Source organism: Enteroscipio rubneri, assembly GCF_963929405.1.
Classification (GTDB): domain Bacteria; phylum Actinomycetota; class Coriobacteriia; order Coriobacteriales; family Eggerthellaceae; genus Enteroscipio; species Enteroscipio rubneri.
On sequence record NZ_CAWVIN010000003.1, the window covers coordinates 1,478,051 to 1,499,958 of the forward strand.

The 21,908-nt window shown below is 61.5% G+C and carries 20 protein-coding genes and 1 pseudogene; 13 read left to right on the forward strand and 8 right to left on the reverse strand.

Translation table 11 applies throughout. From position 1 onward, the window contains the following. Positions 1–24: 24 nt before the first annotated feature. The 3 genes from rpsA to coaE all read left to right on the forward strand — a co-directional run bounded on the left by rpsA (position 25) and on the right by coaE (position 2,978). On the forward strand, positions 25–1,230 hold the full coding sequence (rpsA, locus tag ABGT83_RS13110; RefSeq protein WP_346687981.1) for a 30S ribosomal protein S1: 1,206 nt from the start codon (positions 25–27) through the stop codon (positions 1,228–1,230). 84 nt (positions 1,231–1,314) lie between these two features. Further along, positions 1,315–2,382, forward strand: a complete 1,068-nt coding sequence (mnmA, locus tag ABGT83_RS13115; RefSeq protein WP_346687982.1) for a tRNA 2-thiouridine(34) synthase MnmA — start codon at positions 1,315–1,317, stop codon at positions 2,380–2,382. Further along, a complete protein-coding gene (gene coaE / locus ABGT83_RS13120) occupies positions 2,379–2,978 on the forward strand; it encodes a dephospho-CoA kinase (protein WP_103263991.1) in 600 nt (199 codons plus the stop codon). The genes mnmA and coaE overlap by 4 nt, the downstream gene beginning before the upstream one ends. Positions 2,979–3,035: 57 nt before the next feature. Here the strand turns inward: coaE and ABGT83_RS13125 are convergent, their stop codons facing one another. Continuing rightward, the gene (locus ABGT83_RS13125; RefSeq protein WP_346687983.1) at positions 3,036–4,109 is read right to left on the reverse strand and encodes a YeiH family protein; all 1,074 of its coding nucleotides are present in this window, start codon (positions 4,107–4,109) and stop codon (positions 3,036–3,038) included. Positions 4,110–4,372: 263 nt separating this feature from the next. Here ABGT83_RS13125 and uvrB point away from each other — a divergent pair, with 263 nt between their 5' ends. The 3 genes and pseudogenes from uvrB to ABGT83_RS13135 all read left to right on the forward strand — a co-directional run bounded on the left by uvrB (position 4,373) and on the right by ABGT83_RS13135 (position 7,338). Then, entirely contained in the window at positions 4,373–6,523 is a 2,151-nt protein-coding gene (gene uvrB, locus ABGT83_RS13130) for an excinuclease ABC subunit UvrB (RefSeq protein WP_346687984.1), read from the forward strand. A gap of 66 nt (positions 6,524–6,589) precedes the next feature. Then, positions 6,590–6,760, forward strand: a pseudogene (locus ABGT83_RS13495) (LysR family transcriptional regulator); the annotation flags it as partial. 245 nt (positions 6,761–7,005) lie between these two features. Beyond that, positions 7,006–7,338: a hypothetical protein gene (locus tag ABGT83_RS13135; RefSeq protein ID WP_346687985.1), complete on the forward strand. Its 333-nt coding sequence runs from the start codon at positions 7,006–7,008 to the stop codon at positions 7,336–7,338. A gap of 95 nt (positions 7,339–7,433) precedes the next feature. Here ABGT83_RS13135 and ABGT83_RS13140 read toward each other — a convergent pair whose 3' ends face one another. Next, positions 7,434–8,195, reverse strand: coding sequence for a class I SAM-dependent methyltransferase (locus ABGT83_RS13140; RefSeq protein WP_346687986.1), 762 nt, complete (start codon positions 8,193–8,195; stop codon positions 7,434–7,436). A 31-nt stretch (positions 8,196–8,226) separates the two neighbouring features. Continuing rightward, positions 8,227–9,522, reverse strand: coding sequence for an MFS transporter (locus tag ABGT83_RS13145; RefSeq protein ID WP_346687987.1), 1,296 nt, complete (start codon positions 9,520–9,522; stop codon positions 8,227–8,229). Positions 9,523–9,849: 327 nt separating this feature from the next. Here ABGT83_RS13145 and nrfD point away from each other — a divergent pair, with 327 nt between their 5' ends. The 7 genes from nrfD (at position 9,850) to ABGT83_RS13180 (ending at position 16,974) form a co-directional block, all read left to right on the forward strand. Further along, positions 9,850–10,722, forward strand: a complete 873-nt coding sequence (nrfD, locus tag ABGT83_RS13150) for an NrfD/PsrC family molybdoenzyme membrane anchor subunit (RefSeq protein WP_157938914.1) — start codon at positions 9,850–9,852, stop codon at positions 10,720–10,722. A 51-nt stretch (positions 10,723–10,773) separates the two neighbouring features. Next, positions 10,774–11,190, forward strand: coding sequence for a GntR family transcriptional regulator (locus tag ABGT83_RS13155; RefSeq protein WP_103264002.1), 417 nt, complete (start codon positions 10,774–10,776; stop codon positions 11,188–11,190). Between the two features lie 3 nt (positions 11,191–11,193). Continuing rightward, complete coding sequence (locus tag ABGT83_RS13160) at positions 11,194–12,141, forward strand: slipin family protein (RefSeq protein ID WP_346687988.1); 948 nt, start codon at positions 11,194–11,196, stop codon at positions 12,139–12,141. 280 nt (positions 12,142–12,421) lie between these two features. Further along, the gene (locus tag ABGT83_RS13165; RefSeq protein ID WP_346687989.1) at positions 12,422–14,881 is read left to right on the forward strand and encodes a molybdopterin-dependent oxidoreductase; all 2,460 of its coding nucleotides are present in this window, start codon (positions 12,422–12,424) and stop codon (positions 14,879–14,881) included. Between the two features lie 2 nt (positions 14,882–14,883). Further along, complete coding sequence (locus tag ABGT83_RS13170; protein ID WP_103264005.1) at positions 14,884–15,504, forward strand: 4Fe-4S dicluster domain-containing protein; 621 nt, start codon at positions 14,884–14,886, stop codon at positions 15,502–15,504. Positions 15,505–15,601: 97 nt separating this feature from the next. Further along, positions 15,602–16,333, forward strand: a complete 732-nt coding sequence (locus ABGT83_RS13175; RefSeq protein ID WP_346687990.1) for a ferric reductase-like transmembrane domain-containing protein — start codon at positions 15,602–15,604, stop codon at positions 16,331–16,333. Next, on the forward strand, positions 16,330–16,974 hold the full coding sequence (locus ABGT83_RS13180; protein ID WP_103264007.1) for a TorD/DmsD family molecular chaperone: 645 nt from the start codon (positions 16,330–16,332) through the stop codon (positions 16,972–16,974). The genes ABGT83_RS13175 and ABGT83_RS13180 overlap by 4 nt, the downstream gene beginning before the upstream one ends. A 981-nt stretch (positions 16,975–17,955) precedes the next feature. Here the strand turns inward: ABGT83_RS13180 and ABGT83_RS13185 are convergent. The 5 genes from ABGT83_RS13185 to ABGT83_RS13205 form a co-directional block, all read right to left on the reverse strand. Next, positions 17,956–18,753, reverse strand: coding sequence for a GH25 family lysozyme (locus ABGT83_RS13185; protein ID WP_346687991.1), 798 nt, complete (start codon positions 18,751–18,753; stop codon positions 17,956–17,958). Positions 18,754–18,959: 206 nt separating this feature from the next. Continuing rightward, complete coding sequence (locus ABGT83_RS13190; RefSeq protein WP_346687992.1) at positions 18,960–20,108, reverse strand: ATP-grasp domain-containing protein; 1,149 nt, start codon at positions 20,106–20,108, stop codon at positions 18,960–18,962. Between the two features lie 11 nt (positions 20,109–20,119). Beyond that, complete coding sequence (locus tag ABGT83_RS13195; RefSeq protein WP_103264010.1) at positions 20,120–20,473, reverse strand: EamA family transporter; 354 nt, start codon at positions 20,471–20,473, stop codon at positions 20,120–20,122. Continuing rightward, positions 20,470–20,928 (reverse strand): DMT family transporter, encoded by a 459-nt coding sequence (locus ABGT83_RS13200; RefSeq protein ID WP_187143222.1) that lies wholly within the window; start codon positions 20,926–20,928, stop codon positions 20,470–20,472. Before ABGT83_RS13200 ends, ABGT83_RS13195 begins: the two co-directional genes overlap by 4 nt. 7 nt (positions 20,929–20,935) lie before the next feature. Beyond that, positions 20,936–21,907 (reverse strand): glycosyltransferase family 2 protein, encoded by a 972-nt coding sequence (locus ABGT83_RS13205; RefSeq protein WP_346687993.1) that lies wholly within the window; start codon positions 21,905–21,907, stop codon positions 20,936–20,938. Position 21,908 lies beyond the last annotated feature (1 nt).

Here is a 21,908-nt window from a genome sequence, read left to right on the forward strand (position 1 = left end):
GGTAGGAATTGAAAGGGGTCCGTTTTGACCGACATCAAAAACACGTCCGTCATCGACTTCGAAGACATCTCCGACGCTCAAATGAACGAGATGATCGACGGTACGCTGACCGATTTCGACGAGGGCGATCTCGTCGACGGCACGGTCGTCAAGATCGAGCACGACGAGGTGCTCGTGGACATCGGCTTCAAGAGCGAGGGCGTCATCCCCTCCCGCGAGCTGTCCATCCGCAAGGACGCTGATCCGTCCGACATCGTGAACCTGGGCGACGAGATTGAAGCTCTCGTGCTCCAGAAGGAGGACAAGGACGGTCGTCTGATCCTGTCCAAGAAGCGTGCCGAGTACGAGCGTGCTTGGATTCGCGTCGAAGAGAAGTTCAAGGCCGGCGAAGTGGTCACGGGCGAGGTTATCGAAGTCGTCAAGGGTGGCCTCATCCTCGACATCGGCCTGCGCGGCTTCCTGCCGGCGTCGCTGGTCGACCTCCGTCGCGTCAAGGACCTCGACATGTACTTGGGCACCGAGATCGAAGCTCGCGTCATCGAGATGGACCGCAACCGCAACAACGTCGTGCTGTCCCGTCGCGTGCTGCTCGAGGAAGGCCGCAAGAACGAGCGCGCCGAGATCCTCGCGAAGCTTTCCAAGGGCATGCGCCTCAAGGGAACCGTTTCCTCGATCGTCGACTTCGGCGCGTTCGTCGACCTCGGCGGCATCGACGGCCTGGTGCATATCTCCGAGCTGTCGTGGAACCATGTCAATCATCCCTCCGAGGTCGTCAAGGTGGGCGACGAGGTGGAGGTCGAGGTCTTGGACGTCGACTTGCAGCGCGAGCGCATCTCGCTCGGCCTCAAGCAGACGACGGAGGATCCGTGGATCAAGCTCGTCGAGAGCTACCCGGTGGGCACCATCGTCGACGGCAAGGTGACGAAGATTGTGCCGTTCGGCGCGTTCATCGAGCTCGGCCAGTCCATCGAGGGCCTCGTGCACATTTCCGAGATGGCCATGCGCCACATCGACACCCCGGCCCAGGTCGTCAAGGCCGGCGACGAGGTGAAGGTGAAGGTCATGGAGATCAACCCGGATCGTCGTCGCATCTCCCTGTCCATGAAGGCCGCCGCGGCTGAGCTGGGCTACGAGATCGAGGTCGACGAGACCATCCAGGCTGAGGAGCGTCCGGCCAAGAAGAAGGCCGAGAAGAAGGAAGCTCCTGCCGAGGAGGCCGCAGCGGAATAGCACGCATCTGCTTAGTTTAGATTGTTCGATTGGCGGGGCCGATGCGTAAGCGTCGGCCCCGTTTTCTCCAGGAGGAGGAATCGGGTGTCTCAAAGGCGCAGCGTCGGGCGTATCGCGCTCGGCATGAGCGGGGGCGTCGACAGTGCGGTTTCGGCTGCGCTGCTGCTTCGTGCCGGATACGAGGTGATCGGCGTCACGTGCCGGTTCCGAGACGACGCGGCGAACGCGCAGGCAGCGGCTGATGCGGCAGCGGTCTGCGCGCACCTGGGCATCGAGCATATAGAGCGCGATTGCGTCGAGATGTTTGAGCGCGTCGTGATCTGCCCGTTCGTCTCGGCCTACGTTGAAGGCCTCACGCCGAGTCCTTGCGTGGGCTGCAACGCGCTGTGCAAGGTGCCCGCTCTCCTGGAAGCGGGCGATGCGTGCGGATGCGATCGCGTGGCTACGGGGCATTACGCGCGCATTGTGCGCATGCGGGCGAGTGGCCGCTTCGCTGTGAAGACGGCGCTCGACATACGCAAGGACCAAAGCTACATGCTCGCTCTGCTCTCGCAGGATCAGCTTGCGCGCCTCGTGTTGCCGCTCGGCGGCACGACGAAGGTGGACGTGCGCTTGACGGCGGCTGATCTGGATCTACCAGTGGCCGAGAAGCCCGAGAGCCAGGATGTGTGCTTCGTTGAGGGCGACTATCGGGATTTTCTCCGCGAGCGAGGCGTCGTGGATGCGCCGGGCGCTATCGTGGATCGTACGGGGCGGGAGCTTGGCCGACACGGGGGACTTGCGAATTATACGGTCGGGCAACGCAAAGGCATCGGCGTGGCGGCGGAGGAGCCGTACTATGTGGTGGGCAAGCATGTCGAAACGGGAGAGCTTGTGGTCGGTTTTGCCGAAGATGCGCAGATCGGCGCAGTACGCGTGCGCGGGCTGCAGTGGCAAGCCGTTAGTCGTCCTCCTGAGCCGCGCGCAGTGTTCGTGAAACTGCGGTACCGCAGCCGAGCGGTTCCGTGTATCATTAAACCGGAAGGTTCGTGCGGCGCGCGCATCGCGCTGAGAAGCCCGCAGCCAACAACGGCGCCGGGGCAGTATGCGGTCCTCTACGAGGGTGACACGGTGCTCGGAGGCGGCATGATCGAGGAGGTAGAGCAAGCATGAGGAAGCTGTTCATCATCGGCGGTATGGGCGCGGGCAAGTCGACGGCGCGCAAGACGCTGGTAGACCAGGGCCTGCCGTTCATCGACCTCGACAAGGTCGGCCACGATATCCTTCTGTGGGATACGGTTAAAAGCGACTTGGTGGAAGCGTTCGGGGAGGATATCATCGGTTCCGACGGTGAGATCGATCGCGGCGCTCTTGCTCGCAAGGCCTTCGTCAGCCCGGCAGATACACGCAAGCTCAATCGCCTCACCATGCCCCGTATTGAGGAGTCGTTCACCGACCGTCTGAAGGATCTGGAGAACGAGGGCCACAAGGCCGTGGTTGTCGAATACTCCGTGTTCAAGAACCGCCAGACATCGATCGCCTACGATGCTGACGTGGTTATCGCGGTGCTTGCTCCGCTCGACATGCGCATTGAGCGCGCGGTCAAGAGCGGCTGGGACGAGGACGACGTGCGTCGCCGTATTGCCCGCCAGATCACCGATGCCGAGCGCATTGAGGCAGCCGACGTGGTATTCAACAACGACGGCACCCCCGAGGAGATGCGTAACAAGGTGCTAGCCTGGTGGAGCGAGTACTCGAAGGATCTGTAAAGCGAACGAAGCCCGGCAATCGGGCTTCGTTTTCTCGGGCGATATTCGATGTTCCGGCTACCACAGCCCGAGGACGTGCTGCATCCCCAGGCTGACGGCGGCTATGGCGATCCAGCAGCAAAGCCCCATAAAGATGGGCTTGCCGCCGGTTTTCACCAGATGCACAATATCGGTGTTCAGACCGATGGCCGCCATGGCCATGACTATGAAGAATTTCGACAGCGTCTTGAGCGGCTCGAACAGCATCATGTCGACGCCGGCAGCTGCAGCGAGCGTCGTGAAGACGGATGCGAGTAGGAACAGCACGATGAATGCTGGCAGCGCACGGCGCAAACTAAACCCGCCAAGTTTGCCCGAGGGCATGACCACATTGTGCTGCTGCGCCTCGAGTGCGGCTGGATCGCGACGCTCGCGTCGTGCCACCCAGATACCGAGTACGAGCGTGATGGGGATGATGGCGAGCGTGCGCGTGAGCTTCACAATGGTGGCCTGATCGAGCGCATTCGATCCCGGATGCATGCCGTCCCACGCGGCGGCAGCGGCTGTGACCGAAGAAGTGTCGTTTACCGCGGTGCCGGCGAACAGGCCGAAGCCTTCGTTCGACATACCGAGCGCACCTCCGAGTGAGGGGAAGATGAGCGCTGCCAGCACGTTGAACAGGAAGATGACAGAAATGGCCTGAGCGACGTCTTTGTCGTCGGCCTTGATGACCGGCGCGGTGGCCGCGATGGCTGAGCCTCCGCAGATGGACGATCCCACGCCGATGAGCGTCGACGTTTCCGACGGCATGTGCAGCACTGAATGGAGCGCGAACGCAACGATGAGCGCCGTGGCGACCGTGGCGCCGATGATGGGAAGCGACATCATGCCCACCTGGGCAATCTGAGCAAGGTTCAGACCGAAGCCTAGCAACACGACGGCGGCCTGCAGCACCTTCTTTCCGGTGAATGCGATGCCGTGCTGCACGGATCCGCGCGTAGGCTGCTTCCAGAACACGGCCAGAGCCATGCCGGCCACGATGGCGAACACGGGCCCGCCGATGAGGGGAAGCGCTTGCCCGGCGAACCAGCACGGCAGGGCTATGGCCAGGCATACGACCACGCCGGGGAGGTGCTTCTTGATTGTGCTCATGCCGGTTCCTTTTCGTCTGTCCGCCGCCGACGGCGATCGAGTATACCACGGCATGCCGGTACGCCTCGAACAGGGTGGAGAATCGATATCGATTTAAGATGGAGCGCACGTCGGGCGAGCGACAACTCACGTTGGATCAGCGATGGGACCGGTGCAGGCTTGTCGCGGAAGCTTCCCGCTCCTTACGGTTTTATCACGAACATATGTTCATGTCAGGTCGGCTGTGCTACACTGGTTCCCTTACCTATGCGGGAAGGAGCAGCATGGCGCATCTCTCTAACATCGATGGTCTTGAAATGGAGGGCAAGCTGCCGGAGGTGCGGCTGGCAACGACGCCTCTCAAGGTGGTGTCGCCCTTCGAGCCGTCGGGCGACCAGCCGCAGGCCATCGAGAAGCTGGCCCGCGGGGTCGAGGAGGGCCTGCGCTACCAGACGCTCCTGGGCGTGACCGGCTCGGGCAAGACGTTCACCATGGCCAAGACCATCGAGGCCGTGCAGAAGCCCACGCTGGTCATGGCGCCGAACAAGACGCTCGCGGCCCAGCTGGCCAGCGAGCTGAAGGAGTTCTTCCCGAACAACTCCGTGGTGTACTTCGTGTCGTACTACGACTACTACCAGCCCGAGGCCTACGTGCCCTCGTCCGACACGTTCATAGAGAAGGACGCCTCCATCAACGAGGAGGTGGAGAAGCTGCGCCATGCGGCCACGTCGGCTCTGCTCTCGCGGCGCGACTGCATCGTGGTGGCCTCGGTGTCATGCATCTACGGCATCGGAAGCCCCATGGACTACGCCGGCATGGCGGTGTTCGTGGACAAACAGAAGGAAATGGACCGCGACGACGTCATCCACGAGCTCATCGACATCCAGTACGACCGCAACGACTACGAGCTGAAGCGCGGCACGTTCCGCGTGCGCGGCGACAACCTGGACGTGTTCCCGCCCTATGCGGACAACCCGTTGCGCATCGAGTTCTGGGGCGACGAGATAGAGCGCATCGCGGAAGTGGACAACGTCACGGGCGAGGTGGTGAACGAGTTTGAGGCGCTGCCCATCTGGCCCGCGTCGCACTACGTGGCCACGCGCCCGAAGATGGACCGCGCGCTCGGCACCATCCGCGACGAGCTGCGCGAGCGCCTGCAGCAGTTCAAGGAGGAGGGCAAGCTGCTCGAAGCGCAGCGTTTGGAGATGCGCACGAACTACGATCTGGAGATGATGGAGACGATGGGCTTCTGCTCCGGCATCGAGAACTACTCGCGCCACATCGACGGGCGCTCGCCGGGTGAGCCGCCCTACACGCTGATCGACTACTTCCCGAAGGACTTCCTCTGCATCATCGACGAGAGCCATGTGACGGTGCCGCAGATTCGCGGCATGCACGAGGGCGACCGTTCGCGCAAGATCACGCTGGCCGAGCACGGGTTCCGCCTGCCCAGCTGCCTGGACAACCGCCCGCTGCGCTTCGACGAGTTCGAGGAGCGCATTCCGCAGTTCGTGTACGTGTCGGCCACGCCGGGCGACTACGAGCAGAAGGTGTCGCAGCAGCAGGTGGAGCAGATCATCCGCCCGACCGGCCTGCTGGACCCCGAGATCATCGTGCGCGGGAGCGCCTCCCAGATCGACGACATCATCGACGAGTCGAAGGACCGCGCCGCCCGCGACGAGCGCGTGCTCATTACGACGCTCACGAAGAAGATGGCGGAGGACCTGACCGACCACTTGCTGGACCAAGGCGTGAAGGCGCGTTACATGCACTCGGACATCGCCACGCTCGAACGTGTGGAGATCCTGCGCGAGCTACGCCAGGGCAAGTTCGACGTGCTCGTAGGCATCAACCTGCTGCGCGAGGGCCTGGACTTGCCCGAGGTCTCGCTCGTAGCCATCCTCGATGCCGACAAGGAGGGGTTCCTGCGCAACCACCGCTCGCTCATCCAGACCATCGGCCGCGCTGCCCGCAACGTGTCGGGCCAGGTCATCATGTATGCGGACAAGATCACCGACTCCATGGCCCTGGCCATCGACGAGACGAAGCGCCGTCGCTCCATACAGATGCAGTACAACGAGGACCACGGCATAGAGCCGCAGACCATCCGCAAGGCCATCAACGACATCATGGACTACGTGACCGACGAGGTGGGCAACACCACGGCCGAGCAGGTGAACGCCGAGCTGGCCGCGCTCTCGCGCGAGGAGGTGCTGCGCATCATAGCCTCCATGGAGGACGAGATGGCCTCGGCGTCCCAGAGCATGGACTACGAGGAGGCGGCCCGCCTGCGCGACCAAGTGGTGAAGCTGCGCGCGAGTGTGGAGGGTTCAAGCGAGGAGGACGTGCTGAAAGATCTGAAGAAGGGCGCCCGCAAGGGCAGCGCCTTCGGCAACCGCAAGAACGCTGCCTACGGGAGCAGCCGAAGGTCATAGGGGCTCAATCGGCCTCGCGTGGTAGAATCATCAAACTTGCACGATCGCAGGGGAGGCGATTCGAGTATGAGAATCGAGCAGCTGCGCTATTTCATCGATGTGGCCCAAACGCAATCACTTACGAGGTCAGCGAGCAATCTGTTCATTTCGCCGCAGGGACTGAGTCAGGCGATAACCGCTCTCGAGAAGGAATGCGGCATGACGTTCTTCGAGCGTTCGAAGAACGGGCTCGTGCTCAACGATAAGGGTTCGGCGCTGCGTGAGTTGGCGATCGATCTGTGCGCGCGGGTTGACACGTTCAACCTCAACGTTGCCCAACTGGCAGACGTTCGAACGGAGCTGGGGAAAGAGGCGTTCTCGCTCTACCTGCCCCCGCTGATCATCTTAGGCGATGCGCTTGCACCCTTAATGGATGAGCTCGAACACGCGTTTTCCTCCGTCGACTTATCCGCGCGGCCGGCGAGGGTTCCAGCTCGTCCCGTATGTTGGCGCTGCCGCTCGATGCAGGGGCTGATCCGAACGTTTCCAGCTTGCTCGATGCGGACGGCTCTACGGCGCTCCATTTGGTATGCGAGGGAAGCGACATACGATTTTGGGAACCCGATAGCGTGGAAGCGGCCTGCGCCGAGCAAGAGCAGGCGATATGTGTGTTGCTCGCGGCGGGGGCCGACCCTGCGGCGCTTGACCGCAGGGGCGAGACGCCGGGCGACTCGTATGGCGCGTTGATAGAGCGGCTTGTCGAGGAAGGGTCGCTGCCGCGCGAGCGTGCGGACCAGCTGCTCGCTGCGAACGCACCCGTGTTGAACGTGCCGTAGACTGATCATGTCCAGGGTGGTTGCGACCAGATGGTGGAGCTGCGCGTGTAGGCGGAAGGCGGCATCGAGCACTGCCGCCTTCCGCGAAGCCGTTGTCAGATCTTCCTGCCAATATAGAAGACGTACCCGTAGTGCCGCCGGTAGCGCGCGTACAGGTCCACCTCGCGCCGGTTTTCCGCGACGAAGGCCTCCACCGCCCCGTCGCCGGGATACTTCTTCAGCAGCCCCTCGAGGGCGGCCTCTCGCGGGGCGAAGTAGTTGTCTGTCCAGCAAGCCTCCGACAGCGCGAATGAGGCGACGAACGCGTAGCCGCATTGCTGCATGGCCTCGATGTTGCGCTCGACGGGGTCCAGCCTGCTGCCGGCGTCCAGCCAGAAGCACTCGATGACGGCGGGCCGCTCGTCCGTGAGCCACGAGGGGCAGGTGGCCGCAACGTAGCCGCCGCGCTTGAGGAAGCCGTGCCAATGCGCAAGCCCCCTCTTGAAGCCGATGCTGTCTATGGCGCCCTCCGACCAGATGAGGTCGAGCGACTCCCGGTCGAACGGCAGGTCGTCCATCAGGCCGACGACCCCTTTCACGTGGTCCGCGACGCCGCGCGCCCGGGCGCTCGCGGTCAGCACGTCGATGAACGCGGGGAACATATCCAGCCCGACGACGGTCGCGGCCAGCCGGCTCGCCAGGACCATCGTCTGGGGGCCGGTCCCGCATCCCAGGTCCGCAACCTTCGATATGCGCTCGATGCCGTCGATAAAGCCCAGCGCCTTGAGCGTCGTCTCGGTGCTGCCGGGCCCCTGCCGCTCCAACCCCGCATGGACCTCGACCAGCAGGTTCATGGCGGAGGGTCGTTCGTTGTCCACGATGCCTCCTTCCCTTCGCACGCGGTCGGCGTCAGCCCGCGGCGGTTTCGTCGGCGCCGTCGCGCACGGTGGCTGCCTTGTCGCAATCGAGCGCGCGCACGCTCTTCGGCAGGTATATCACCGCGCCCAGCACAATGCACACCAGGCCGTCCACCACGAAGAAGGGCGCGATGCCGATGGCCTCGGCCAGAACGCCGCCCAGCGCGACGCCCACCGGCGACGCCAAGCCGATGGCCGCCGTGGTGAAGCCCAGCGCGCGCCCCGTTTTCTCGGGCGGCACGTTCTTCTGCACCAGCGTGATGAGCGGGCCGTTGAACCAGGCACACGCCATGGCCATGACGGCGCACAGCACCGCGAACGCGGGAAACATCTGCGGCGTGAGCAGCCCGCAGACGGACGTGGTCGCGCCCACGATCAGCGCCGCCACGGCCATGAGTCCGGCCAGGCGCCTGCCGCCGCCCCAGGCCATGAGGATGACCGAGCCGATGATCATGCCGATGCCGAAGGTCGCCTCTACGAGCGACGCCATGTACCCGTCGCCGTTGAAATGGTCGTAGGTCATGAGCGGGAACACGGCGCTCAACGGCGCGAACGCCATGAGTCCGATGGTGATGCCCACGATGAGCACCACCAGGCCGCGGGTGGCGGCGAGCGCCCGCCAGCCGTCGCGCATGTTGGCGAGCACGTGCTGGTTGTCGGTGGCCGCGTCGTGCACGGTGGGGATCTTCGCCAGCGCAAGGCCCGCCACGGCCACCAGCGCGCCGAAGAAGTCCAGGAACATGACCGAATGGAATCCCAGGGTGGTGTACAGGAAGATGCCGAACGCCGGCGCGCCGATGCTTGCGATGGACATGAGCAGCTGGTCCATCGTGTTGATGCGCAGCAGGTGCTTCTCGGGCACGAGCAGGGGCATGGCGGCCATCATGGCCGGCCCGTGGAACGACTGCCCCACGCTGCGCACGATGACCATGATCAGGATGAGGCCGAAGGTCACGTGCCCCATGAGGATGACGATGCCCAGCGCAAGTGACACCAGGCCTATTCCCAGGTCGGCCGCGATCATGACGGTTTTGCGGTTGTACTTGTCGGCGATGACGCCGCCGAAGGGCGACAGCAGCCCCTGCGGCAGGTAGGCGCAGATGGTGGCGACGGCAAGCGCGAGCGCGCTGCCGGTGGACTCGGTGATGTACCACACCGCGGCGTATCCGGCGGCGTAGCTGGTCACCATGGAGACGGCTTGGCCGCCCCAGATGACGGCGATCACGGTCAGCCAGCGCTTCGGCAGCGGGCGCCCGGCGGCACTCATGAGCGTGGGAGATTCGGTCATGGAGAACTCCTAGTGTTTCGATGGGGAAGGCGGCCGCGTCGATCGGGCGCGGCATGCATTTCAGTGTGAGGTTGCGGCGGCTGCTCTGCCAGCCATTCTCGTTGGCAATTCGGGCGCAACGAGACGTTGCGCATGGGCAGGCATGCGCGCAGACGTCACCGGTTACAGAAATGCATGAAACATCGAGACAGAGCTCCTTGGAAGACGGCGAAACGGCGATCAGTGTACCATGCGTGCGAACGCTGTCAAGGGAGTGGGCCCATGCGCCCTGGTTTGCGCCGTCGCACGATAAGGGGTTACAATCTCACTTCGGACAAAGGAGGGGAAGTGTCGAGCTCGCTCATCATCGCGTACCTTTTCCTGGGCGGCGCCGGCGCGGGCATGCTCTTCGTCCTGTCGGCTGTAAGCTTCTTCTCGCCGTCGCGAGATCTCGATCTCGACGGGTCGGGCCGCCTGCAGCCGTGGGGATCGTATGCGCGTCTTTACGGCCTCGGGTACTGCGTCTCTTTGGCAATCTGCATAGTTGCGGCGCTGTGTCTCGTGTTCGATATGGCTCGTCCCGACGCGATTCTTGGCCTCATCTTCAATCCGAACGTATCGGTCGTTTCCATCGGCGCCTATGGGCTCGGCCTCTGCATCGCATTGAATGCCGCCCTCGCGATCATATGGCTTTCGCATTTCAGACCGAACATCATGCTCTGTCGCATCGTCTCGGCGCTTGCGATCGTTGCGGCTTGTGTGGTTATGTCGTACACCGGTCTTCTGCTCGGCATCATTCCACATGCGGTCTTCTGGCAGTCGCCGCTGATCGTCGTTCTGTTTGTTCTTTCGTCGCTTTCGTGCGGCATCGCTTTGGTTGTGCTGGCGATGATGGCGTTTCGGCTGCTCGCACCGTTTTGGAACGCTGCGCGTACCGTGCTGTTAGTTGACGGGGTGCTCATCGGGGTCGAATTGATCGTGCTCACCGTCTTCATCGCATCCTCCCAGCAGAGCGCTCCTGAAGCGGTTGAGACGTTGGTAACGGGGGACCTTGCGGCGCTTTTCTGGACGGGGCTCGTGGCGATGGGACTCGTGGTGCCGCTTGCGATGGAGCTTGCTTCGCGCTGGAAGGTGGGGCTGGATGTCCACCCGTGCATTCCCGCCGTGCTCGTTCTCATCGGGGGGCTGTGTTTGAGAATCTGCATCGTCTTCGCAGCTTGATTGTTCGAGCAAGGTTATACTGTGGCGAAACGGCAAGAAGCAAGGAGTGACATGTTCCCCTTCGAGATGGACAACGAAAGCGGTGTGCCGCTGTGGATACAGCTGCGCAACCGCCTCGTCCACCTCATCAACTCCGGTTACTACAAGCCGGGCGATCAGCTTCCCACGGTGCACGCCATGGCTTCCGAGCTGTCCATCAATTACAACACGGTGAACAAGGTGTACGTCAACCTTGCGAACGACGGGTACATCACCTCCATCCGCGGGCGCGGCGCTTTCGTCAACGACTTTGATTCCGATATGAGCCAGGAGCATGCGCAGGCGGTCGAACAAGTGCTCGACGAGTGCATAGCCGCGTGTATGGATCTGGGACTTTCCCTCCAGGATGTGGCGGCCGCCATGCGAAAGCAGATTCGCAAGACCGAGAAAAGCCAGGTGTCCGACAAGACGCCGCCGACAAGGAGCTGACCTATGGGATCGAGCAAGAAAGAGCGTCGCATCAGCAGTGCGGCATCGCATTTCGAGGCGTCTCCGAGCGGGCGACAGGACGTGGCGCTGCAACGCGCCTCGCGCAATGGCATCTACTTCTTCCAGATGGCGCTGTTCTTCATTGCGTTCGGACTCGTCTGCCTTGCCTTCTTCCTGCTTGCGGGCAGCGTTGGCTTCGTGGCTGTCGCCGTCGCTTCGGTTGTCGCGCTGCTGCTGGTTTCGTGCACGCATGTCGCCCAGCAGTGGGAGCGTGTCGTGGTCATGCGCCTCGGTCGGTTCAAGTGCGTCAAAGGCCCGGGCATCTTCTTTACGGTACCGCTGGTTGACTATTGCACTATGCGCGTTGACCAGCGCATTCGGTCAACTGCGTTCGGAGCCGAAGAAACGCTGACGGCCGATCTTGTCCCGCTTGACGTCGATGCCGTGCTGTTTTGGATGGTGCACGATACCGAGAAGGCCTGCACCGTGGTCGACGATTACGAGCTGTTGGTGCTTCAGTCGTCTCAGACCATCCTGCGCGATGCCATCGGCCGCGCGAACGTGGCCGAGGTCACGTCGCGTCGCGAGCAGCTTGACCGCGAGTTGAAGCGCTTGCTGGAAGACAAGGTCGCCCCGTGGGGCGTCACGGTGCTTTCCGTGGAGATCCGCGATATCCTTATGCCCAAGGAGCTGCAAGATGTCATGTCCATGGAGGCCCAGGCCGAGCAGAAGCGCAAGGCTCGCGTGGTGCTCATGGAGGCGGAGCAGGATATCTCCGAGATGATGGGCGGCATCGCCTCGGCGTACGATGAGGACGACAAGGCTATGCAGCTGCGGCAGATGCACCTGCTTTACGAGGGGGTCAAAGAGGGCAGGGGCGCGGTCGTCGTTCCCAGCTCGTGGGGCGATTCCTTCGGCGAGCAGGTGGGCAAGGGCATCGCGGGCGAATAGCCGACATGGTAATCGGCGTCGCTGAGGCCGGTGCGTCCATGCTGAGGGCGCGCGGGTGCTACGCGTTTCGGCGATCCGTCGTCGCGCGCATTTCTATCTCAAAATAGAATAATCGGACCCATCGGTGGAGCTTGACTTTTCATATGAAAACATGTTTTCATATGAAAAGCGGATTGGCCAATCCTTCAAGACGAGAACGGGGAAGGCTTCTGCCATCATGGGGGATATGCCTTCTTCTCAGGTGCGCATTGCGCACATGAAGAAAAAGGAGGGGGAAGCAATGTCTGCAGTCGCAGCATCGACCGCGAATCTGACGCGGCGCAATTTCCTCAAGGCGAGCATCGCCGTAGCGGGCGGGACATGGCTTGGAACCGCTATCGGCTGCTCTTCGGGCGATTCTCTTTCGGGAGAAGGCTCATCTTCGCAAGCGGAGGAACAGGTGTTCAACGGCGTGTGCAAGCCGAACTGTTTCCACGGGTGCCAGCTCAAGGTTCATGTTCGAGAAGGCAAAGTCGTAAAAACGTCGGCCGCGCCGTATCCGAACCCGGAACTCAACCGTATTTGCCTGCGCGGTCTTTCACATGTGACCAACATTTACGACCCCGATCGCGTGCAGTATCCGCTCAAACGCGTCGGGGAACGCGGTGCGAACGAATGGGAGCGCATCAGCTGGGAAGACGCGATAGCCGAGATTGCCGAGAAGTTCACGAGCTATCGCGAAGAGTTTGGCGACCAAGCCGTCATGAAATGCGCGGTGAGTGGGAATTATGGCTCGATTAACGGCGGTTTCACGAGCAAGTTCTTCAGCTCCATCAATGCTTCCACCATGGCGCCGAGCCTTGACTTGAGCAATGCCATCGGTTTGAACCGCGTCGTGGGATGGGCGGGAACGTGGATGGGCAACGATCCGCGCGACCTGAAGAACGCGAAAAACATCTTTATCTGGGGTAACAATATCACCGATGCGCAAATCCATGAATGGCATTTCGTGGCTGATGCTATCGAGGCGGGCTCGAACGTCATCGTCGTCGATCCGATCTTTACACATATGGCTGCGAAAGCGCAAAAGTTCGTTCCCATCAGGCCGGGGGCGGATGCGGCGCTCATCCTTTCGATGATGCAAGTGGTCATAGAGGAAGATCTCATAGATCGCGAGTTCATGCAGAAATACACCGTTGCCCCGTTCCTCGTCCGCGACGATACGGGCATGTTCTTGCGTATGAGCGATGTGGGCGTTCAACCTGCGGAGGGGCCCGTCAATCCACTCACCGGAGAGCCGACCAAGATCGATCCGGCCGTCGTATGGGATGGCGTGGCCGGTGCGTCCGCATCGTCCGCCGAATGCGCCGCCCCTGAGATAGAAGGCGAATTCACCGTCGAGGGCGTTGCGTGCCATACTGCGTACAGCCTGTTGAAGGCAGAAGCTTCTCAATATCCGCCAGACGTGGCAGAGGGCATCACCGAAGTTCCAGCTGCCACCATTGTCGAACTCGCGCACCTTGCAGCCGATGGACCGGTCACGCATCGCGTCGGTTGGGGACCGCAGGCATACGACAACGGCGTCCATCCTCATCATGCAGGGGCTGCCCTTGCGGCCATTACGGGACAGATGTGCGAGCCCGGCAAAATCTATGGATGCGCGGATATCAACGGCTTCACCGGGTTCGATGCAACGCTGAGCGCTCCGGCGACTCCGGTAACGTCGCCGACAATATCCAACCTGATCATGCCCGAGGTTATGGAGACGGGCACGTACATGGGCGAAGACATCGTCATCAAGGCGCTTTGGGTTTACCAGGGCAATCCGCTGTGCACGTTCGTCGACAGCAATGCGAAAAAGAAGATGTTTGACAAGTTCGAATTCATCGTTACCGTCGACTCCATGCTTACCGATACGGCTCGCTATTCGGATATGGTGCTGCCTTGCGCCCAGTTCTTCGAGTACGAGGATATCGTGGGCAGCGGCAACAACAACCACGTCGTCCATTGCGACAAGGCTATCGATCCTCCGTTCGAAGCAAAGCCGGATACGGAGATCATGCGCATGCTTGCAGAGAAGATGGGCATGGCCGACCTGTTCCCCGAGAGCGATTCCGAATGGCTGCAGAAATACGTGGACACGGAGGCTGCAGCGGCGTTGGGCATCAGCTACGACGCGTTGAAGGAGAAGAAGGCTATCCGGTGGGCGCCCGATCCGCTTGTGCGGTGGACGGACAAGAAGTTCCTGACGCCGTCCGGCCGAATGGAGTTCTACGTCGAAGCGCCGACTCCGATGGATTACTACGGCCAGCAGATCGACGTCAATCGCGAGCACCTGCCGCGGTTCTTCCCGCCGACCGAGGCATGGCCCGAGAATCCTCTCCACGAGAAGTATCCCTTCGTCCTGCTGTCCGAGCGCCCGCGATTCCGTGTGCACGGGCAGTGGTTCAACAACAGAATCCTTCGCGAACTCGACCCTGAGCCCACGGTGAAGATCAACCCCGCCGATGCCGCCGCCAAGGGCATCAAGACGGGCGACCATGTCGAATGCTACAACGATCGAGGCCACGCGGTGGCCATGGCGGTGCTCAATGAGGCCGTACGGCCCGGCACCCTCGTATATCCGAAGAGCTGGCAGGTCCATCAGCACCTTGCAGGCGGTTGGTCCGAGCTTTCGTCCTCGTCGCACGACCCGGTGGCGGTGAACCAAAGCTACATGGACGAGCTCTGCGACATTCGCGCATGGGAAGGAGCTGAATAACCATGACCCATTACGGAATGGCGATCGATAAGAAGCGTTGCATCGCCTGCAACACCTGCTGCGTCGGCTGCAAGGTTGAGAACAACCTTCCCGAGAACATGTGGTGGAACCGCGTGGTCAACGAAGGGGGAGAGAACCCGGATTCGCCGTCGGGTACCTATCCCGAACTCAAGATGAGCGCCTATACCCTGTCCTGCCAGCACTGCATCAATCCAGCCTGTGTGAGCGTGTGTCCTTCCGAGGCGACCTATCGGGATGCGGAAACCGGCATCGTCATGCAGGATTTGGATAAGTGCATCGGCTGCAACCTGTGCATTGAAGCCTGCCCCTACGGGGTGCGCACCTTGCAGGAAGACGAGCCGGTCTATTACACCGATTTCGCTCTCGGCGGAGAGGGCGCGCCTGGGCATATCGCCGGCACGGTGGAGAAGTGCACCTTCTGTCATCACCGCGTGGTGAACGGCGAGCAGCCCTTCTGCGTGGAGGTGTGCCCGGCCCGCGCACGCACGTTCGGCGATTTGGATGATCCGGACTCCGACCTTTCGAAGCTGATTGCCTCCCGCGAGTGCGAACAGCTTCAGCTGGACGCGGGCACCGGGCCGAGCGTGTACCTGCTCGTGTAACAGCGTGACCGCGCATGCATCTGCCATGCGTTTGTCCCCGGGCCGACCTGCGATACCCTCCCGTGCAGGTCGGCCCCCTGATAAGAGGTGATCCGCGATGAGCCAGATCGTTTCGGCGACCCTTGTTGTCGCCTTCGCCGTGGTGTTCAGGGGTGCGGTGAAACAGCGCCCCGTCCTGTTCTATGTCCTTGCGGCGCTCGTGGCCGCCGTCGGCATGTACTTTACGTTCAACCCCAGCCCGGGCGGCATGGTGCGTGCACTTGCCTATGCTATTCAGAAGGGGCATCCGGGGTTCTCGATGCTGGCTCTCGTCATGTTCGTCGGTGTCTTTGATCGCAAATCGGTTGTGCGCCGGGCGCTGGGACCCGTGAGGGGAGAGCTGTCCATTATCGGCGCCATCCTCATGCTGGCCCATGCCGTCCCCTATCTGGCGAATTACCTCGCCATGGCGGGCGCGGTATTTTCCCTCAAGCCGAGCGTGCAGATGTCGCTTGCTTTGGCTGTTGTGCTGCTCTTCCTACTTGGCGTGCTTGCCGTGACATCGATTAAGGCGCTGTCCGTTCGCATGGACGCCCGAACGTGGAAGCGCATCCAGCGGCTCGTTTACCCCTTCTTCCTGCTCGTTTTCGTACACCTGCTTGGGTATATGCTGGTTCCCCTGAGGGCGGGGGCCACCGATCTGCTTGTCGGATTCGGGTTTTACGTAGTGATCTTTGCAGCATATCTGGTACTGAGAACGAGACGCTTCATACTTGACCGACGGGTCGGACTGCCGGAGTACGGCGCGGCATCGGCCATGATCAGCACTTCCAAGGAGGCTACGCAATGATGCAAGAGCATTGGATTGATAAAGCGGAGCTGTTCGAGACGCTTTCGCTTGCTTATCTCTACTATCAGAGAGAAACGGTTGAAGTGCTTACAACCGGCGCGTATGCCGACGTGCTGTGCGAGGCGATGGCTGCGGTCGGACTTGACGAGGGCCTTGTGTCCGATGTGCGCGCGACGCTGGCTGCCTATCAAGGGGCCGATGTCGAAGAGCTGTTTCATGCGCTGCGCGTGGAATACACGCGGTTGTTCGTGGGCGCGCCGCATGCAATCGTGTCCCCCTATGCGGGCATATGGTATGCGGAAGAGGTGGGTGTCACGCCGGTGCTGTTCGTGAATAAGGAGTCCATGGCAGTCGAGCGCTTCATGAAGGCCTGCGGCGTGGACCGTCCTGAGCAGACGAACGAGCCGCTTGATCATATTGGATCAGAGCTCGAGTTTCTCGAATACCTGTGTCTGGACTGCGCAGGCGTTGTCAACAAGGATGCCGATATTGTGCCCGCCGGTTCGTATGAGACGTTCTACCAGGAACGGTTTATCGTGTTTGCCAAGCGTTTTGCGGCGGCGGTTGCGCAGAGCAGCAGCGAACCGCTGCTGCGTGCTGCGAGTTCGGTACTCCTTGCGCTTCCTGACGAAGCGCTGTAAAAAGTGCAGCTTCGGGATCAATAGCTCCCAACCTGCGAACTCCCCTGAGGCGGAAAGGCTCGGCGTGACCGTCGCTTTGCTCCCGGGATCGCGCCGGGCCTTTCCGCCTCAGGGGACTCGGGGTTGCGGAAGCCGTGCAGGGAGCCCTTGGGGCGTGCGGGGCTGGGGGACTCGCTTCGCTTGATCGGTTGTTGCATGTGCTGCCGCCGAAATTGGGCGAAGGTGGCAGAAAAGACGCAATCCTGTAACCTGTTTCACGTGCGATTTGGAGTGCTTCACGCGCGAACAGTTGTTTTTGCTTTGCAGGCGAAGAATATACCGGCAACACGCTTTACCATCGTCGTTTCGCATGTTTCGCATTACAGAATCGCGTTCTTCCTACCATTTCTGTCCATACGCCCGGCTGTCCCGCTGTCCATACGCCCGGCCCCCGTCTCTTCGCGCGCCGTCTGCTGCCGTGCAGAAAAAACGGCCAGAACCGGCGCCCGTCTATGCTCAGTCACCTTTGATATTCCGCAGGTCAGTTCGTGTTGTCTTCTTGGGCGAGCGAGGCGTGCTCATTGGATGCCATGCGGCGACAGCCGAAAGCATTTCTGGCTCACGCCGCACACGATGACGTCGTATTCGTCGTCCCAGCTGACGTTGGCAGCGGACGCTCCGCTGCGTCTCGCCGCCTGCTGCCTGCGGTGCGCATCCGGCCAACCCTCTGACTGCAAGCGCACCGAGACCGGCGGCCGCTGTTCCGAGGAAGTTCCTGCGCGACAGTCCCTGCGTCTTTGCGTTTTCCATGATTGCCCCTTTCCTCACGATTCGCAGCGCTTCTTTTGCTTGCGTTATCAGGGAGTATAGAAAGGCGCAGGGGCGGATACAACGGCGTGGAGCCACGATGCGGAACCGGTGTTCCACGATGCGGCACGCCGTGCGTTGCGATGCCTCGGTGCGAACGGGTGCTCGGGGCACGGGGCTGCTTGGAGGGCGAATTCAGCCAGCCAGGAACCGAATGTTGAGATCGACGGCTGTGGGAATACCCGCCACCGAGCCGCCGTTCGTGTATTGCCACAGGTCAAAGTCGAATTGTCCCGTGGGGACGGCGACGTCGTATTCGGCGAACCAGACCGGACGATTGCCGAACGCGTTGCTGCCGAAGCGCGCAATGTCCTGCTTGTTTCCGTAGATCATGGTTGCATAGCCCGCCTGCTCGATGCGCTCGCAGAATGCGCGAGCGCACGCTGTCAGCTCATCGCCCATTATGCGGTTTGCTCGTCCCGCTGCGTCCGGCACCGGCTCGTGATCGAAAACGACGGGCAGGCGGAGCGAGCGTCCGTCAAGCAGCGCAAGCGCAAACTCGGCTTCCTCGCGCGCTTCGTCTTCCGTTGTGGCCTGCGAAAAGAAGTATGCGCCCGTTTCGAGGCCGGCGGCTGCGGCACCGTCCAAATTGGCGGCGGCCTGTTCATCGGCGTACAGGGCGCCTTCGGTGTAGCCACGGTTGCCAAGACGGACGATGGCAAAATCGATGCCGTCGCGTGCGACGGCCTGCCAATCGATGTCACCCTGATGATCCGACACGTCCACGCCAAGATCGGAGCACAACGCACCCCCTTCGTAATAGGCAAGCCGGTCGCCGTTGGCTGTCAAGCCGTTCCAGTCGTAGGGACTTACATAGGGCCCGTCGTTCGGCTGGTCGGATGGGGTATGCATACAGGTGGACAGGAAAACGATAAGGGCGAGCAGCATGAGGCCCGCAAGGGCAAAGGGCGCAAAAGCCGGCAGGCGCCACACTCGTCGCGCAGCCTCGGTGTGATGTCGTGGGACGGGGGCGGGACGTCCCGAGGCTCTGCGCAACGGGCGGGTTGGGCAGCGGGTATTCGTGCGGTAACGGGACTTCATAAAACCCATGCTATCAAAAACGCAGCCTCGTGCTCGGACCGTGCCGCCCCTCCATCAAATACAAAGAGCCGCATGTCGCTCGATCGCGTTGAGCTTTACTACTGCACACCCAGTCGGAGGGCTTCCAGATCCTCGGTTCCATCCGTTCCCAACACCAGGCATCCGAATCGCGTGGAAGAGTCGGTGCACGCATGGTCAAAGGGGCCGATCTCGGTTGCAAGCGCTACCCATTCGGGATGCTCGCGCTGCACAGCGCGCACGATGTCGGCATCCTGCTCGTCGATGACGAACTTGATGATGGCATGCAGGTGCGGTTTCGTGACCGGCTTCAGGTTGGGTTCGATGCCGAGTGCGGCATCCACGACGGCGCCAACATAATCGATGCCGGTGGACAGCGGTACGGCATGGCTTCCCATATAATCACCGGCCATGCGTGTTCCCACTTCCACCATCTTCACGGTGCCATCAGGCATGACCATGACCTCGGGGCACGACGCCCCCTGCGTCATGCCCATGGCATCGAGCGCGGCCGAGCACACCCGCTTGATTTCGTCTAAGACCTCTGGGCTCACCCGTCCCGGTTGCAGGTGTCCGCTCTCGATAAAGCGAGGGTGCCCCGTCGTCCACTTCTCGGTCAGCGCCATGAAATGATGTTCGCCCCGCCAGCTGAAGTGCTCGACGCAGAACTCCCGGCCCTCCATGTACTCTTCGACAAGCGCCGTGCCGTTGAACCCTGCTTCAAACGCTTCGTCGAGCGCCCAATCCAGCTCGGCTATGCTATCGATACGGTTGATGCCGCGGCTGCCGCTGCGGTCGGTTGCCTTCACCATAAGGGGAAATTCCATCGCGGAGAGATCGGGCGTCTCACCGCGATGCACGACCACATGCCGAGGGCTCGGCACGCCGCACGCATCGAAGCGTTCGCGCATGAGGTATTTATTGGTGGAGACGCAGGTGCATTCCATCGAATTGCCGGGGAGGCCGAGCGCGCAGGCAACGTAGTTGACGGCGATGCTGCCTAAATCGGAGCCGATGGTGCAGATGCCGTCGACGCCGATGCTTCGGCATGCGTCCAGAATGGCCTCATGCTCCACGATGCTGATGGGGTGGAATACGTCGGCCGTGCGCTCGCCTACATCGCCTGCTTCCCAAGCGAATACATGAGTTTCCAATCCCTTCTCCTGGGCTTTTAAAATAAGCGGATTCTGGAAGTCCGAGGCGCCGATGATCGCAAGCTTGCCCGTCATTGTTTCGTCTCCTATCCGAAAAACGCATAAATGAAAATGCCGCCGAGGATAAGTGCGAGTGCAACCAGCTTACGGCGATCGAGCTTTTCTTTGAATATCCACACGCCGAAGGCGGTCACGTATACATAGCTGGTGGCCTCAAGCACCGGTCCCAACGAGAGCGGGATGCCCCGGTAGGCAATGACCGTGACAAGCGTGCAGCCGACGAAGAGGATGTAGGCTGCAATGACGAGCGGATTGAGATACTCTTGTATGCGGCTCTCCCGTGGGCGCTCGGCGGACTTCTTCAGCATCACCTGGCTGACCGATGCCACGAAGACGCTGACGAGCATGATGCCAGCATAGAAAAGCTCGGTCTGGCTCATGCGGCATCACCGGACTTCTCGCGTGATCCATCGCCCTCGCCATGCTCTTCAGCATGCGGGAGCGAAGGAGCATCGGTTATACCCGGCTGGTCGTTTTCGTCGTTGGATGCATCGGCACGCGCAAACAGTACGATGCCGACCATGATGACGGCGGCGCCGACAAGCTTGCCCGGCGTTACCGCTTCTCCGAACAACACCGCTCCCCAAAAAATGCCCCAGACGATGGTGATGGCGCGGTTGGCGAAGGCGCTGGAAAGGGACATGCGTTTGATGATCTGCTGCCATCCCAGCGCATAGATGCCCAGAAACATGAGCATCAGGCCGTAGAACAGAAAGAACGTAAAATCGGGGAATCCAGCGCCGGCTGCATACTTGCTGCACACATCGCTCAATGCGTAAATGCCGAGCAACACGTGGAGGCCCAGCAGCATCTTTATGCGTCCCGGTTGCGCCATCTCGCGACTATTCCTCGCCTTCGCGATGGGTTGCGGGGCGGCGATCGTGAACATCGCGCACCACATACTGCGGGATCTTGTTCAGGCTCAGGTAGATACGGCCGACGTACTCTCCGAGCACGCCCAACAGCAACATGATGAGGCCTCCTATGACCAAAAGTCCCGCCATGAGCGAGGTCCAGCCCTCGTTGGTGGAGGGATCGAGCAGTCTCTGTACGATCAGCACCACCGTCAGTACAAAGCCAACGACGGCGAACAGGAGGCCTGCGATGGTAGCGATGCGCAGAGGCACGACGGAGAACGCCGTGAATCCATTTGCCCACAGACTCACGAGTTTGTGCAGGCTGTATCCCGATGCTCCCACCTCGCGCGCACGGTGGACGACCGGGACGTTGCAGTATGACTGTACCGCCTGGAACAGCAGCCCCTCAATGTAGGGATACGGGTTCTCGTAGCGCAGCGCGCTATCCACGACGAAGCGCTTGCAGGCGAAATAGCTCGTCTGCTCCAGATCGCGCGGGATGCCCATGAGGACATGATTGCACCAGTAGTTGAATTTGCTGCCCATGTTGCGGAAGATGTTGTGCTGCTTGTGGCCGCTGTAGCTGGCGTACACGATGTCGTATCCCTCGGCCACCTTGTCCACAAGCTTGAACATCTCGTCAGCGGGCGTCTGGCCGTCATCGTCGAGGCATACCACGATGTCGCCATGCACCTGGGCGAATCCTGCCATGATGGCGGCGTGCTGGCCAAAGTTCCGCGCCAGATTGATGGCCACGATGCGCGCAGATTGCTCTGCCAGGGTAGCGATGGCGCGTGCTGTAGCGCCGTCATCGGGCGAGCCGTCGTTCACGAGTATGATTTCGAGATCATAGTCGGTGCGCAGCGCAGCCGCCCGCTCGATTTCTTCGATAACCGCACTGATGGTTGCCGAAGAGCAGTAACAGGGTATAACGCAGGAAACCAAGGAGTCAGCCATG